Consider the following 14,926-nt stretch of genomic DNA (forward strand, 5'->3'; position numbering starts at 1 on the left):
ATTGATTTTTATGATTTTGAAAAGTTCTTTAATTCGAATAGTTCTTCGCTTTCTCCCGGCGCCTGTATCGTTACCTGCCGCGGGATCTTCACCCCGAAGACGGAATCATATCCCGCCAGCACTTTACTGGAGTATAACAGGGAAGGCATCATGCCGGTGTATTCCTGCCTTACTTTCAGGCCGGTAGCGGCATCATAGTAAAAGCGCCAGGAATTGCCCGATGGCGTCACAACCGTTACCATGTAGGCTTCCATGCCGTGTATCAGCTGGAAATCATCGGAAAGCTTCACTTTGTTTCCCGTTTCGAAAAACCGCAATTCGGGAAACAGCATCGCGGATATCCGGAGTTGCTCCTGCTGCGTGGCGTTCAGCGCCTGGCCGGCGCCGAGCAATGCAAAGCGCAGGGAATCGGTTTGCTCCAACTTCTTCAGCGCCGTCATGTTCTTCTCCACTTCCAGCCCGGAAATCCAGGAGAAATCTCCCCCTGCTTCAAAACGCTGCCGGAGCACAAATTCGCTATGGGCCCAGGACCGGTATTCCAAAACCAAGCTGCCCAGCCGCTCCGCATTCTGCTTCCCGCCGATAACGTCGAAATAGCGGTCAATCACCTGCTGCGCGGACATTTGCCCGTTGCGCAGTTTGGTGCCGCTGCCCGTCCAGATATTGTCGGCACGGTCCGCATCCGGGAGCAGCGACTCGGGATCGAGTTGTACGGAAACGACTGCTGTCGTGGTGGGCACTTTCAGTGTATGGGCGTCGCTCCATTCCCAAACCTGTACCGGAAGCTTCACGCGGTGCTGTTTGCCGTTGAACTCCCGCACGAGGATATCTACCGGCATGGGCATTTGCCGTTTATTGATAATGGAAATGAGCACGCCTTTGTCGGGCTTATCGCCGTCGTACGCCACTTTGGTAATCCCCTGATCCATCCGCGCATCGGTCAGGAACCAGGCGCGCCAGAACCATGCGAGGTCTTCGCCGGTACCGTTTTCCATTATTCTGAAGAAATCGTGCGGCGCGGGATGTTTGAATGCCCATGCGCGCATGTACTCCCGGAAAGCCGGGTCGAAGCGCCCGGGCCCCAGTACCTCGTTGCGCAGGAGCAGGAAAGCCGTGCCGGGCTTCATGTACATCAGCGGGCCCATGTCGGCGGGCGGCACGCTGCCGAAGAGCGTGCTCACGGGAACGTGGGGCTTCTTCATGTTCATCCAGCTGAACGACGTCTGCATGTCGAAAGGCACGGAGCCGTTCAATGTGGCGGCATTCACCAGGTTGATGAACGTGTTCTGCCCTTCGCACATCCAGCCATGGCGGCTATCTGCGGCGATCATGAGGTTAAACCAGGCATGCCCCAGCTCGTGGTTGGTTTTGATCCAGACGCTGGCGGCGTAACTGCTATGCTGGTAATGGATGAAAGATACACCCGGCGACGCCAGCCCTGTAACGCCGGTAGCGATGTTAATGGCCGCGGCATAGGGATAAGGGGACCATTGATCGGAATACGCTTTCAGCATGCGCGGCATCGCCCGGATGATGGTGTCCCATTCGCGGTTGCTTCCTGTCGGGAACAACGCCATTGTGGGGATGGCGGTTCCGTTAGTTAGCCTGGTGGCAAGCCCTTCCCAGTTGAAAGACGCCGACGCCGACCATCCACCGTCGCCCGCGTTGGGTTCCCGGAACTTCCAGGTGAGGGAGGCAGCGGAAGAAGGAGAAAAGGCTTCCCCGGCAGAGCGCACCCTGATTACGGTATCGCTTTTCAGCGACTGGCGGTATTTCCGGAGGACTTCCGGCCGGAGCACGTCTTCAGGATTAAGCAACAGGCCCGTTCCCTGGACGATCATATTCGCTGGTGCGGTGAAGTGCATTTCCGTGCTGCCGCACTCCACATAGTATTGCGTGCCGGAAACGTTCCAGCCACGGAGGTCGTCGTATACGCACACCCGCGGAAAAACGCCGGTATACTGGAACACGCTCCCTGCCGCCGTTTTCAGCACGCCCATGTTATCGGAGCCATTGAGGGGAAGGATGAATTTGTAATCTGTTTCCAGTTTTACCTGCCTGCCGGGTAACAGCGGCTGCGGCAGATCCACACGGATGTAATTATGTGTGAGGCTGTACGTGGCGTTCCTGTTGCCGGCTTTTATGGATGCGATCTCCAGGCCTTCGGTATGATCGTTGATGCCGAAGCGGCTGCCCTTCGGCGGCGTCAGCAGCGTTTCCCGCGAATCCCTGCGGAAGCGGTTCTGCACGGCCGTGAGCCAGAGGTAAGTAAGTGTATCCGGACTGTTATTGGTATACGCCATCGCGCAATGCGCTTTCACCTCGCGGGAAAGCGTGTCGATGGACACGGCCACTTTGTAATCGGCGCGATTTTGCCAGTAAGCGGGGCCCGGTTTACCGGAAGCGCCGCGGGTGGCTGTTGCTGCCGGATGGGGCAAAGGCGCGAATGCCGCCACCGGATCGTAAGACCCGCCCGGCACCTGTTGCGCCCCCGCTTCCTTCCCTGCCGCACATGCTGCCAGCAGCAACGCGATGCGTATGAATTGGTTGGCCACTATTCGTATTTCTGTTCGTCATATAAATTCCGGATCTGCTCCGCCATCGCCGTCATGGGGTACGACAGCTGGTTGCAAAGCCAGTTGCCCTCCTTATCGATAGCGATGTACCGGGGAACGCCGGTGATCTTGTAACCGTCGAAGAAGCGCTGGTATTCCTTGCTGTCTTCATTCCGCATCAGGATCATGTTATTCGGTCCTGCGACGTTGTGTTTGGTGGAGAGTTCTTTCCAGAGATCTTCCGTACCCTGGTCTTGCCAGGCGATGGTGAGGAACACAATATCGGCGCTGTCTTTGTATGCACCTGCTATTTTCTTGAACTCCGGCAGGTTGGCGATGCAGCCTTTGCACCAATCGGCCCAGAAGTCCATCACGATCATTTTGCCTTTGTAGTCCGACAGGCGCACTACTTTCCCGGATGCGTCCTTCATCACGAAGTTGTACGCGGGCTTGCCGCGATCCATGATGGAATAGGCCTGATAAAGGGAATCGATGTTTTTTGTTCTGGCGGAAGGTTTCAGGTTCTGGCGGAGCATGGGATACACATTTTTCAGCGCGGGGGTGAATTTCTTGTGTTTCAGTTCCATGATTACCCAGTTGTAAGCGGTCTCTTGCTTCAGGCGCTCGCTTTTTGCGAAACGGATCAGATCCACGAACAGGAATTCTTCCCGCAGGTCAGGTTCAGCGAGTTTCCTGCCTTCCCACCAGAAACGGGTGATATTGGGAACCACGTTATCATCGGCCAGTCTCGAAAAATGTGGGTTGGAAATTTCAAAATCTCCGAACAACCATTTGGAAAAGTTGGCATCCTTGGCCAGTTCTGGTTGATGCTTCACTACAGGCAGACGCCGGGCGAGTTTCATATAGCTTGCGTAAGCCAGCAACACAGCCCGGTCGTCTGCATTGGCGCCGGCAGCCTGCATGGCTTCTTCGAGCAGGCGGCTGTTTTTCTCCAACCAGGCGTCCATAGCTTCCTTCGTTGTGATTTCCAGTTGATAGCGGTAGATGGAATCAATAAAACCGGGAAGACTGGCTTTATCCGATTTCCCTTTGATCTTAGCCGTAACCGGTTTAAAAAGGTTTTCTTTACCCGCTACGTTTACGGTCACCTCCAGCGTTTCGCCCTGAGACACCAGGAAGGGCGTCCGCCAGATATAAACGATCTGGCTGCCGGTGCCCAGGCTCCGTACGATAGGAGCCATGGCCACTCCGCGGCGCAGCCGAACGGACTCAGTCGTTGATTTTTCGGAAACGTTATCGGTGAGATATGCCAGGTCAAAACTGGTTTCCACTTGCGTGCCAGGTGTTATACTTATGCGGATTTTACCCGGCGCGCCCGGCCCTGCCTGAACGATCAGGCCGCTGCCCAGCGCGAACAGCAATATTGTTAATGATTTCTTCATGTCGACAAAATGGTTTTATAATAGAATGGCACACAGCATGTCAAAAAGGGTGAATTGACGCCGGTACCTATCAGGGCAAATTGCCGATGGCTGCCAGGTCGATTTGGTGTTCGTCCCTGAAATGCTTCAAAACGATATTGTATTTCTTGCGGACGAGCCCGTTTTTGTCGACCTGCGGGCTGAGGATGGTGGCTTCCAGCTCCTCCGTAGTTTTGCCGGTCACCGCTTCTACGTAGGTCGCGAGATCCCAGAGCGGATCAGCCTTGGCAATGTTCTGCACTTCCAGCATGCCGCGCAGGTACTTGTTGGCTTCCGTCATGCTTGCCGTGGTAGAAGGCATCAGCGCCAGGAAGTCATTCGGTACGGGCAGGCTTCCACCTAACAGGGCGCGGTGGAAATAATAGCGGTGCATCGCCGCGATGGTTTTTTTCTTGTCTGCCGCCGGCAATCCTTCCAGTTGCGCATTGGCCCACCCGATGGCCAGCATTCGCGCGGCGCAGGAGAAACCTTTGTTCACGATAATTGTACCGCCGGGGCCTTTAGCGCCCACGGCCGCGGAAAGGTAAATGCGGAAAGGCAATGTTTGCTTGCGGAACTCTTCCGGGTAATACGCCAGGCAATGCAGCCTGAAGAAATCGTACGCAGCCTTGAGATACGCGGGATCCCCTTCCGCGGCGGTATCGGCGAGCATGCCGGTGGGCGCGTATGCGAAATCGGAGTACGTGAATTTATAAAGGAAATAAGTGCCGTATTTATTCTTGAAGTTGACGATAGAATCATCAATCGGCTGATTGCCTTGCGGAAGCTGGTATGCGTCCGGCAGCAGCGGCGGGTTCAGTTGTGCTTCTTTTCTGCATGCGGCGAGGAGGCTCAGGGCGATGCAGGCGGGCGCTATCAATCGGTAGAATATATGTTGCATATTGATGTCTGTTTTATTCCGGTTTGCGGACGCCGGAGATTTGAGTATTTTGTACCAAAGCCCTGTTGCGCTCGAGCACTTCCAACGGGATGGGCAGCGTGTACTGGGGATCACGGGCCTTCAGCACATAGATCTCCGTTTTCCCGGGCGCGGAAGCATACACGTGCCTGATCTCCGGCATGCCGTAACGGCGCAGGTCGAACCAGCGGTGCCCTTCTTCGAAACACAGCTCGCGGCGGCGCTCTTCGCGGCACATTTTCAACAACTCGTCTCCCGAGGCCATCGTCCAGGCCACGAAATCGCCCGGCGCAAAACGGTTCGAGCGAAGGGTGTTGAGATCCGCCAACGCCTGCTGCGCCGCGGCCGCGTCGCCATTCTTCCGGAACAACTGGATCTTCGCTTCCGCCCGGTTCAGGTAAGCCTCCGAGCTCCGCCAGTTGAGGAACCACTGCGCCTCCACATATTTATTGATACCGTAATCCACCGTAATAAAAGGTTTGAATTCCGGCGGGAAATAATAGTAATAGTATTGGCTGCGGAGATCCTTTTCATCAAAAGTATTGGCCAGGTCATGCGAAAAATCCGCCACGGCAGCAAACCCTACAATGTCCGACACGCGATGGTTCCCGTACGCCCAGATCGTTTCCACGTTATCACGGTGCACGATGGAGGTCGTAATGCCTGCGTTCAGGTTCGCCAGTTGCGGGTGATGCTCCAGCACATAGTCCGTGTGCTTCACCACGGCTTCCCAGTCGTCTTTGTACAAAGCTACCCGGCTGGCCAGCAGATGCACCGCCACGTCGTCAAAAAACACTTTGCTGCCAATACGGTCGTCGCGCTCCAGCAAAGTAATCGCAAGCTCCAGGTCTTTCCCGATCTGCGCATACACTTCCGCTACTGAATTGCGGGCGATTGTTTCTTCGATCACGTTACCGTCCAGCTTCAGGGGAACTCCCGGCGATTTGGCGGGGCTCACGGCCGGATCGTTGTAAGGGTGTGCGTAGAGGTTGACGAGCAGGAAGTAATACCAGGCCCGAAGCGCCAGGGCCTCCCCTTTTACGCGGTCGCGCTCTTTCGCGTCGCCGGGCGCCGCGTCGATATACTGCAATACCACGTTCACGCGCATCAGCTTACTGTAAAAAACAGACCAGGAATCAAATTCAAGGAGATTCGGGCTGAGCGATTGCCGGCAGGCGTCGATGAAATCCGGCTGCCACTGGAAAGCCGGGCAATTGACGTAAAATGTTTCGTCGCCCGGCCTCGGGTCAATCGATGCATAATACTCCGCATCGTCGGTCATGAGTAATAATTGCGGCATCATTTTGATACCGTTGGGGTATCCTCCCGTCGACAGGATATCGCTGAAATCCGTTACGGTGGTGGGTACGATATCGGACTGGGAGCGCTCTTCCAGGAATTTCTTACAGGAAATACTGCTCAGGACGGCTATCGTTAATATGGCAATTGAAAGTTTCTTCATCTCAGAAAATTGATGCATTAGAAATTCGCGGAAAAGCTGAACGCGTATTGACGGGTAATCGGCAATGCGGTGGATCCCGCGCCATCGATCTCAGGATCCTGCCCTTGTAACTGCCGCGAAGCGATGGTAAACGCATTGTTCACGGAGAAGCCCAGCGTCAGCGCATTCACCCGGGCAGGTTTGAGTACAGACTGCGGCACCATGTAGTTGAGGCTCAGGTTTCTGCAGCGCATGAAACTGGCGTTGGCTACCCTGATATCCGATAAATCGTACATCTTGTATTGCGACATAATCGGTGCGGAGCCATAACCTTCCATCTGGGGAAGTCGCTGGCTTTCCCCCGCTTTCAGATCGCGCATGACGGGAATAATCGTCCACTGTTCGTCGCCAGGCTTACGCCAGCGTTCAATCAGATCCCTGTTCGTATTATATCCTGCACGCGGGATGCCGTTGTTATCGCTATTGCGGGAATACATCGCGTTCATTCGCTTGTGGGCGCCGAGGGCGTAATAGAAACTACCGCGGAGCATGAGGTTTTTATAACGCAGGCTGGAGGAAAAGGTCCCCTGAAACTTAGGGAACTTCTGACCGGAAAACACGAGAAAATCCGTAGGCGTCACCGTTTTGCCCTGGCTGTCCATGTGGTCATACTCAGGAAGGCCGGTAGTACCGTTCAACCCTTTGAACACGAAAGAATAGAATGCATCAGCCGCAACACCCGGCTGGCTCACGGTTCCGTTGAGGTAATCGGTGTATAGGTTCTGGTACCCCTGTTCCGCTACTTTGTTTTTATTGAAGCTGTTGGTGAAGGTGAAATTGAGATTCCAGCCTTTGGAACGGACCGGCACGAAGTTCACCACCGTTTCCCATCCGCTGTTCAGCAGCGAACCGGAATTAACCAGCATGTAATCCACACCGTTCTCTACCGGCACCGACCGCTGGGAAACCAGGTCCACGCTCTTCCGGCCGTAGTGATCCACCTGCAGGTTCACGCGTTTATCGAACAGGCTCATTTCCACGCCAACGTTATACTGATAGGTCTTTTCCCATCTCAGATTAGGATAAGGAAGCGTGACGATCACCACATCCGGGCGGCCCGACAAAGAATTGCCGCTTGGCCCCGAAGGCACAAACCGGGCGATCAGATTAGGACTTACTTCCGTCACCACGTTCCCTTGTGTGCCATAAGAAGCACGAACATTGAGGCCGCTCAGCAGCTTCGATTCAGGGATCCATTTTTCGTTGGAAGCATTCCAGCGGAAGGAGACGCTATAGTTGGGAAGGAATTTCTGGTTGGAATACTGCCCGAAGCGGTTGGAGCCGTCGGAGCGGATGTCGAATCCGAGCGTATACCGGCCGTCGTAGTTGTAGAATGCGTTACCGTAGATGCTCATCCGGTTGTTCAGCCGGTCGTCGAGCTGGAGTTTGTGGAACTGGCGGCGGGTACGGTCGGAGGCTTCAAAGATTTTGCCGCGCGTTTCAAAATAGCCGGGCTCCTGGGTGGTGCTGCCCGTCACTTTGTTGGACGTGGCCTCGGTCCCCAGCGAGAAGTTGAACTCGTCGCGGTTGTTGAATAACCGGCGCGTGAAGAAGAGCGTACTGCGGGTGTTCCACACCAGCGAATTCAGGTTGGAGAAATTGGCCAGGCCGCCTTGTGGCAGGTACGACAGGTCCATCAGCTCCTTGGGGTATGTTTCGCCGAGGTTGTAACCGCGGTGCACCGCAGCCTGAGAGCTGTTTTCGTAAGCCGCCCTGAATGCTTCCGACACGTCGCTCATCGCGCTGCCCATTTGTTCGAAGCGCCATCCGCCGCCAAAGTCGTACGTCAGGTTCAGGTTGATGGTAGTACCGCGGGAGCTGCTGGTATTCGTGGTGGTGGCGATATCGTTGAGGATATTGTATTTGATCGGATCGGCCGTTAACCCGGCGGCGCCGGTCGTCAGCCCGGCGCTTTGCCAGGGATACCATTCATCCGGAGAAGTAACGCGGCTCGTCTGAATCGCATAATTCTGCGGGTTGATGCCGTTATAGTAACCGGTTTGGGTGTTGTAATTGGCCAACAGCATCAAGTTGGCGTTCAGCCGCCTGGTGATCTTCGCGTTCATTTTGACGTCGGCCGTGATGCGTTGGTTCCCGTCCAGCTTAGCGGAGCTTTGGTTCTTACCATAGCTCACTGAACCGTAAAAAGTCGCTTTGTCGCTGCCGCCGCTGAGGCTGAGGGAGTGCGTCATCCCGAAAGAGTTCTGGAACAGCAGGTCGAACCAGTCGGTATTCCTGGCGCCGCTGGCCTGCACGGCCGCTTTGAACTCGGCTTCCGAAATCTTCCGGCTATTCAGCTGCTGTACGAGGTATTCATAGGACGTTTCCGGCAAAAAGCCGGTATAAAAACTATTGACAAGCAATTTGTCTTCCATCAATTCTCTCGACAACGTTACCCTTTCTTCCGAGTTCATGAGATTCATCCGCCGGTAAGAAGGCTTCGCCTGGAACGACATATCGGCGGAATACGTTACCTGCAACGGTCCGGGCTTTCCCTTTTTGGTGGTGATCACGATCACCCCATTGGCGCCTTGCGTGCCGTAAATCGAGGTCGCCGCGGCGTCGCGGAGGAAGGTCATGGATTCAATGTCGTAAGGGTTCAATCCCGCCACGGCGCTACCGATCAGGTTAAATTCCCCGCTCACGGCGCTATTCAGTGTTTCGGACGAAATACCCACCGGGCTGGGGCGCACCATCCCATCGATCACCCACAGCGGCGAAGCGTTTCCCACGAAAGTGGACGTTCCGCGCATACGGATGGTAGGCCGGGCGTTGACGCTGCCGGAAGTATTCATGATCATCAGCCCCGGCACCTTGCCCTGGAGCATCTGGTCCACCGAAGGCATCCCCGGCTGGAGGATATCCGCCGCGTTCAGCTTAAATGTTGCACCAGTCGACATGCGCGCGTCGATCTTCTGGTAACCGTTCACCACCACTTCCTTCATTTCTTCCGTGGAAGATTTCAGTTTCACGATCATCAGGTTATTCGACACCGGCTGCGCCCGCATGGAAGTGGTCGTAAGGCCTACACCGCTGAACTTCAGCACCTCCCCATCGTACACCATGAGGGAAAACATGCCGTCTTCCAGGGTGATCGTTCCCAGGTTGGATTCTTGCGCGCGGATGGTAACGCCGGGGATGGGTTGCCCACCTTCCGACATCACCTGTCCGTGCAACAGCAAACTTAACTTCTGACCCGGCTTCAGCTTTTCCCCTTCGTCGGGGAAGATGATGATGCCGCCCATGTCTTCCGCGAATTGCAACGGCGTTTTCTGGAGTACCTGCTTGAGGAGGGCTTCCAGCGTCACCTGTTTCAGATCCACGGTTACCGGCGGTTGCCGGCGGATGACGTCGGAATTGTAGGTGAAACGCACGTTGGTAAGCGCCCGGATATCTTTCAGGGCTTTTGCGAGCGGCGTTTTCTCCGCCTTGTAACTCACCCGCACGTCAAGTACCGATCGCGTTTGCGCCACCCCGGCGAAAGGTATCGCCAGCAACGCAAACAACAGTACGACCCGGGCACGGAAACGCCGTACCTTTCCCCCGAAAGGCAATGTAGATTTTGATTTCATGTTGATAAAACTGGTTTTCGATTCGCCGTTCGCACGGCGGTTCATCCATAAAGCATGTCGGTCAATCAGGGCGTCCCCTGTGTTACCGGGATAAATAAACGATGTTATCCTCCATACGGAAGCGGATGTCACCCGCTGTCCTGCTTATCTGTTCGAGTACCGCTTTCAGGCTTGCGGGCCTTGGCATGTCCAGCGTAAAGCTCAACTGCCGGAGGCTTTCGTCTTCGAAGCGGAATTGATAGTCATAGTCCCTGCCTAATGTTTTCGTGATGTCTTCCAGGCGGATGTCTTCAAAATAAATCTGTCCGTCTTTCCACGCCGTTACACTTCTCATGTCTGGTACACGGCGGTTCATTTCACCGGCGGCACGGTCGAACGCCACCTGGTCTCCCGGCTGCATCAGCAAAGATTTGCCGGCGGCGGAAGTTTTAACTTTCCCCTGTGCTAAAGTCGTATAAACAATATCCGAGTAAGTATTGATGTTGAATTCAGTGCCCAGCACTTCCACGTTGATCCCTTCCGCGGTAACGATCAAGGGATGGGAAGCGTCCTGCGCCACATCGAAGTACGCCTCGCCTTCCAGCTGAATCTCTCTTTTCGGGCCGGTAAAGGCGGAAGGATAGATGAGCCTTGATGCGGCGTTCATCCACACCACCGTTCCGTCGGCCAATTGAATCCTGGTTTTGTTACCCCGCGGCACCACCAGGGTGTCCATCGTAACGGCGGCTCCCGCCGATTCGGAATACACGATCCCTTGTTTATCCGCGCTCACGGATGTACCATTGCCGGGTTGCCATTCCTGCGCATTGTCCGTCAACACGAGCGATTTCCCGCTGGAGGATTTGATCTGCACTTGCCCTGACGGTTGATGTTCCGCCACTGCGACAGGCACTTTCCCGGGCGCGTTCTCCTGTCGATAATACCGTACCCCGGCCACCGCGATAATTGCGGCTGCGGCTGCGGCGCCGGTCCAATACAGCCACCGTACCTTGCTCCGGCCAGCGTTCTCCCGTTCCAGGTTCTCCCGGAAACGCTGCCAGCCCTCTTCCGCAGGGAATTGATCGTCGGGGGCGCCAGCGCTCAGCCTGCCGCGCATTTCGCGCGCCATGCGTAGCTGACGGGCTTCCTCGCTGTATTCCGCAAAACCGGGCTCCGCATCGCTGCCGAGGTCCTCCAGCTTTGGAATCAGCTTGTCCCAATCGATATTTTTCTCCGGATTTTCCATGCACTTCTGATATAATGGCAATCGTTCTGCAAAAGCGGGTGAACGATGCCGGCTATTTTGTAAAAAAATATAAACCCGATCATCCGCACCATCCAGCCGCACTCCTTCCGTAAATATTGATACGCCAGTTTGATGTGTGTTTTCACCGTATTGACCGAAATATCCAGCTGCGCGGCAATGTCGGCGTACTTCAGCCCGTCGCGGTTGCTGAGGAGGAAAACGGCGCGCCGCTGTTTGGGTAAACGCGCAATAGCCGCCCATAGGGCGGCATTACGACTATCGTCAGTTTCATAAGTCTCGTCCGGAATTCCGCTGGCGGCAGCAGACAGCTCCATGGGCGATTCGAATTTGATTCTTCCTTCCCGTTTGATGAAGTTGAGCGACGCATTTTTTACCGCCCTGGCGGCGTAGTGGACAAACCCGGAATGGATCTTCAGGACTTCCTTCTTCTTCCAACAGTATAAAAAAAGTCCTGCACAATGTCTTTCGCGGTTTCTTCATTTTCCACTACCCCGAAAGCGATCCGGCAAAGCGCCGGGTAATGCTGCCTGAACAATGCCTCAAATGAATCCGGATCTTGTGAATTTGGTTGATTCATACCCGATAACTACTCTCATATCATAGTATGTCACAAAATAGTTAATAATTTGATTTCAAATCGGTGAAATCCTTATCGGGCAAGATCTTTCAGTACATCGGCGGCGTGCGACAGGTAGCGGTCGGCCCGGAGGTCGTTTTTCCATTCTTCCCGGCGGGCGGTTTCCGACGCGTAGGTGGCGGCGCCGGCATCGGGCAGCCTGACGTTCAGCAGGGCGTTTGCCGGCAGTTTGGCCGCCTGGTCCGCGATCCGTTCCTGGCGCAGTTTTTCGTTTTCCGTTTTCATGAAATCCTCGTACCGGAGGGGCCTCGCGTCGTTGCCGTGGGCCACCAACCAGTTCACGGATGTGCGCAACGCGGCAAAAGCCGTATCCGCCTCCACCCGGCGGGCCGCCGCCGCAATCGCTCCCGGCAAGGCTCCCGCTCCTTTCCATTGCGCGAAGTACAGGGGCGCAATCGTGTCCGGCTGCAACGCCGTGGGGAAATGTTGCTCCCGCTGTTTCGTGAATTCGGTCTTCCCGGGCACCACCACATCCGGTGAAACACCCTGCAACTGCGTGGTCACGCCCGTAATCCGGTAAAATTTACCCAGGGTGATGGCCACGGACCCGTAACTGATACTGGGTGTACCCAACTGCCTATTACCCATCTTACCCATCGGCCGGGTTTCCTGCATCGTACCCTTGCCATAGGTGGATACGCTGCCGATCACCACCGCACGCCCGTAATCCTGCATGGCGCCTGAAAACATCTCCGAAGCGGAAGCGCTGCCTTCATCCACCAATACGGTGAGCGGACCGTCGTACATCACCGAGGTCCAGGGCGTGATGTCGAATTTCTGCACACGATCCCTGAAGCGCCCCTGCGCCACGGGCCCCGACGCCACAAACAATCCCGCCATATGCTGGACCTGCTCCAGCGACCCGCCGCCGTTCCCGCGCAAGTCGATCATGATGCCGCTGATATTTTCCTTCTTGAGTTTTTCTATTTCCCTCGCCACGTCGAAGGCGCACTGCGCTCCGTCGGGCCGGCTGAAATCGCGGTAGAATTCCGGGAGCCGGATGTAGCCGTAAGTCCGGCCGTCTTTCTCAATAAACGCGCTTTTGGCGGCATTGGACTGATCCTTGATCTCCTGGCGGGTGAGCTTCACTTCTTCTTCCTTCCCCAAACGTTTCACCAGCAAAGTGAGCACGGTCCCCGAATCGCCGCGCACCAGGCGCGAAACATCGGTCACTGACAACCCGCTCACCTTCACCACAGCGCCGCCATTGGGGCTCACGCCCAGGATCTGGTCGTTTTCCCGCAGCAGGCCGCTGCGATCCGCCGCGCCGCCGGCCAGGAGCCGCTTCACCCGGATCTCCCCGTCTTCCGAAGTTAATTCCAGCCCCACGCCGAAATAACGCTGCGTCATGCGGGCGTCGCGTTCTTTGCTGTCGGCCGGCGCGTAAAAATTGGTATGCGGGTCGATTTCCATCACCACCACGTTCATAAACGCAACGAAACGCTGCTCCGGCGCGGTAACCCCCAGCAGGTTTCCGTAGGCCGTCTGCAGCCACGCCAACACCTTGGCGCGGGCTTTCTTCTCCGAATCGGGCTTCGTCAGCCCCGGGTTCGCCGCCTGCAATTCGGCCATGTTTTGCAAAACGTGGCGCTTGAGGAAGCGCTCCCAGGCCTGTTCGCGCTCGCGTTGTGTGGCGAAATATCCTTCGGGCTTTTCGATGTAAGTTGCTGTACGGCTGAAATCCAGCGGCCTGGCCAGCAAACGGTTGAAGATCTCCACGGACTCCTTCATGCGGACAATAAGCAGATCGTTGGCTTTGTGGAAGAACTGGGTGGACGGGGCTCTCAGCTCGTCGTCGAGGCCTTTTTCCCAGCGGCGCAGCTGATCGATGTCCGCCTGCATGAAATTGAGTTTGCCGCCATCCTGCTGGGTCAGGAATTTCTTCCAGACCGAGGCGGAGAAAGCGTCGTCTATCGGTTTGAGTTGGTAATGTTCCTGCGTGATCCGGCGCATCACCTGACCTACCGTCGTATTCCTGTAGGCGACAATGCTATCTTCGGTGTGGCTGGCGGTGGCGGCACCTCCGGCGCCGAGCAGCGCCGCCGCAACTAAAAGCGCCCTGAGGCGGAGCGTATGTTTCATACCCTTTAGGCAACCAGACCGTAAAATCGGGTGAATTACCCGCCGAAATACCGGATCGCCCAGCCGCTGAAGTCGAAATATTTCAGCAGGGGCTCATCTTCGCGGTGTGCGGCAATCGCTTCAAGCTCCGGCCCGAGCTTCTCCAACACTGGCGGTGATAAAGTCTATGAAGAAAAAATACTTCTGGCATCACCTGGCGGTCTGCATCGGCTATGACAGCACGATTTCCGGCAGCAAGCCGGGCATGTAAATTATCCCACGTTCTCGTTCCAATAATAACTGTCGGGCGTGGGCCGCTGCCCGAAAACCGCGGTACCCACCCGCACGATGGTAGCACCCTCTGCGATGGCGGCTTCCAGGTCGCCGCTCATGCCCATCGACAGTTCCTTCATCTCCACGCCTTCTATTTTTGCCGCGGCGATTTCGTCGCGGAGATGACGGAGCAGGCGGAAGCAGTGTTTCACTTTTTCCGTGTCGGCACTGAACAACCCGATCGTCATCAATCCCTTCACTTTCAGCGTCGTTAACGCGGCAACGGCCTGCACCAGCACTTTCGCTTCAGCGGGAGGGACACCGAATTTGCTGTCTTCCCCCGAAGTATTAACCTGGATAAGAACGTCCATTTCTTTGTTTTCCGCCAACAGCCTTTGGTGCAATTTTTCAGCAAGTTCCAGCCGGTCGAGGGATTGCAGGCAGGACACGTTGTATTTCAGCAGGTCCTTGATTTTATTGGTTTGCAGGTGGCCGATGAAATGGTTTTCGTGGGGAATATCCTCCAGCTCCGCAAATTTCTCTTTCAATTCCTGCACCTTATTTTCCGCGATGAGTGTTTGCCCGGCTTCCAGCGCCAGCCGAATCCGGGCGGCGGGAACGGTTTTGGTCGCCAGCAGGAGGCGCACCTCGCCGGGGTTTCTTCCCACCGCTTTACAAGCCGCTGCAATACGGTCATTGATGGCGGCGAGGTGATGCAGGATGTTGTCGTTCATGGCAAAA

At 55.7% G+C, this 14,926-nt stretch carries 8 protein-coding genes and 1 pseudogene; all 9 read right to left on the bottom strand.

Annotation, left to right across the window (positions count from 1 at the left end):
- Window positions 1–8: 8 nt before the first annotated feature.
- Window positions 9–2,555 (bottom strand): M1 family aminopeptidase, encoded by a 2,547-nt coding sequence (locus WJU16_RS09515; RefSeq protein ID WP_341838085.1) that lies wholly within the window; start codon window positions 2,553–2,555, stop codon window positions 9–11.
- Window positions 2,555–3,958 carry a TlpA disulfide reductase family protein gene (locus WJU16_RS09520; protein ID WP_341838086.1) on the bottom strand — a complete coding sequence of 468 codons (1,404 nt, stop codon included), beginning with the start codon at window positions 3,956–3,958 and terminating at the stop codon, window positions 2,555–2,557. The genes WJU16_RS09515 and WJU16_RS09520 overlap by 1 nt, the downstream gene beginning before the upstream one ends.
- Window positions 3,959–4,028: 70 nt before the next feature.
- Window positions 4,029–4,877: a hypothetical protein gene (locus WJU16_RS09525; RefSeq protein WP_341838087.1), complete on the bottom strand. Its 849-nt coding sequence runs from the start codon at window positions 4,875–4,877 to the stop codon at window positions 4,029–4,031.
- A 13-nt stretch (window positions 4,878–4,890) separates the two neighbouring features.
- A complete protein-coding gene (locus WJU16_RS09530) occupies window positions 4,891–6,357 on the bottom strand; it encodes a RagB/SusD family nutrient uptake outer membrane protein (RefSeq protein WP_341838088.1) in 1,467 nt (488 codons plus the stop codon).
- Between the two features lie 17 nt (window positions 6,358–6,374).
- The gene (locus WJU16_RS09535; RefSeq protein WP_341838089.1) at window positions 6,375–9,968 is read right to left on the bottom strand and encodes a SusC/RagA family TonB-linked outer membrane protein; all 3,594 of its coding nucleotides are present in this window, start codon (window positions 9,966–9,968) and stop codon (window positions 6,375–6,377) included.
- 82 nt (window positions 9,969–10,050) lie between these two features.
- A complete protein-coding gene (locus WJU16_RS09540) occupies window positions 10,051–11,193 on the bottom strand; it encodes a FecR domain-containing protein (RefSeq protein WP_341838090.1) in 1,143 nt (380 codons plus the stop codon).
- A pseudogene (locus WJU16_RS09545) lies at window positions 11,154–11,648 on the bottom strand (sigma-70 family RNA polymerase sigma factor); the annotation flags it as partial. The pseudogene WJU16_RS09545 and the gene WJU16_RS09540, both read right to left, overlap by 40 nt.
- Window positions 11,649–11,863: 215 nt before the next feature.
- Window positions 11,864–13,933 (bottom strand): carboxy terminal-processing peptidase, encoded by a 2,070-nt coding sequence (locus tag WJU16_RS09550; protein WP_341838091.1) that lies wholly within the window; start codon window positions 13,931–13,933, stop codon window positions 11,864–11,866.
- A 251-nt stretch (window positions 13,934–14,184) separates the two neighbouring features.
- Window positions 14,185–14,919 (bottom strand): YggS family pyridoxal phosphate-dependent enzyme, encoded by a 735-nt coding sequence (locus WJU16_RS09555; RefSeq protein WP_341838092.1) that lies wholly within the window; start codon window positions 14,917–14,919, stop codon window positions 14,185–14,187.
- Window positions 14,920–14,926 lie beyond the last annotated feature (7 nt).

This window comes from Chitinophaga pollutisoli, from assembly GCF_038396755.1.
In the GTDB taxonomy this organism is placed as follows: domain Bacteria; phylum Bacteroidota; class Bacteroidia; order Chitinophagales; family Chitinophagaceae; genus Chitinophaga; species Chitinophaga pollutisoli.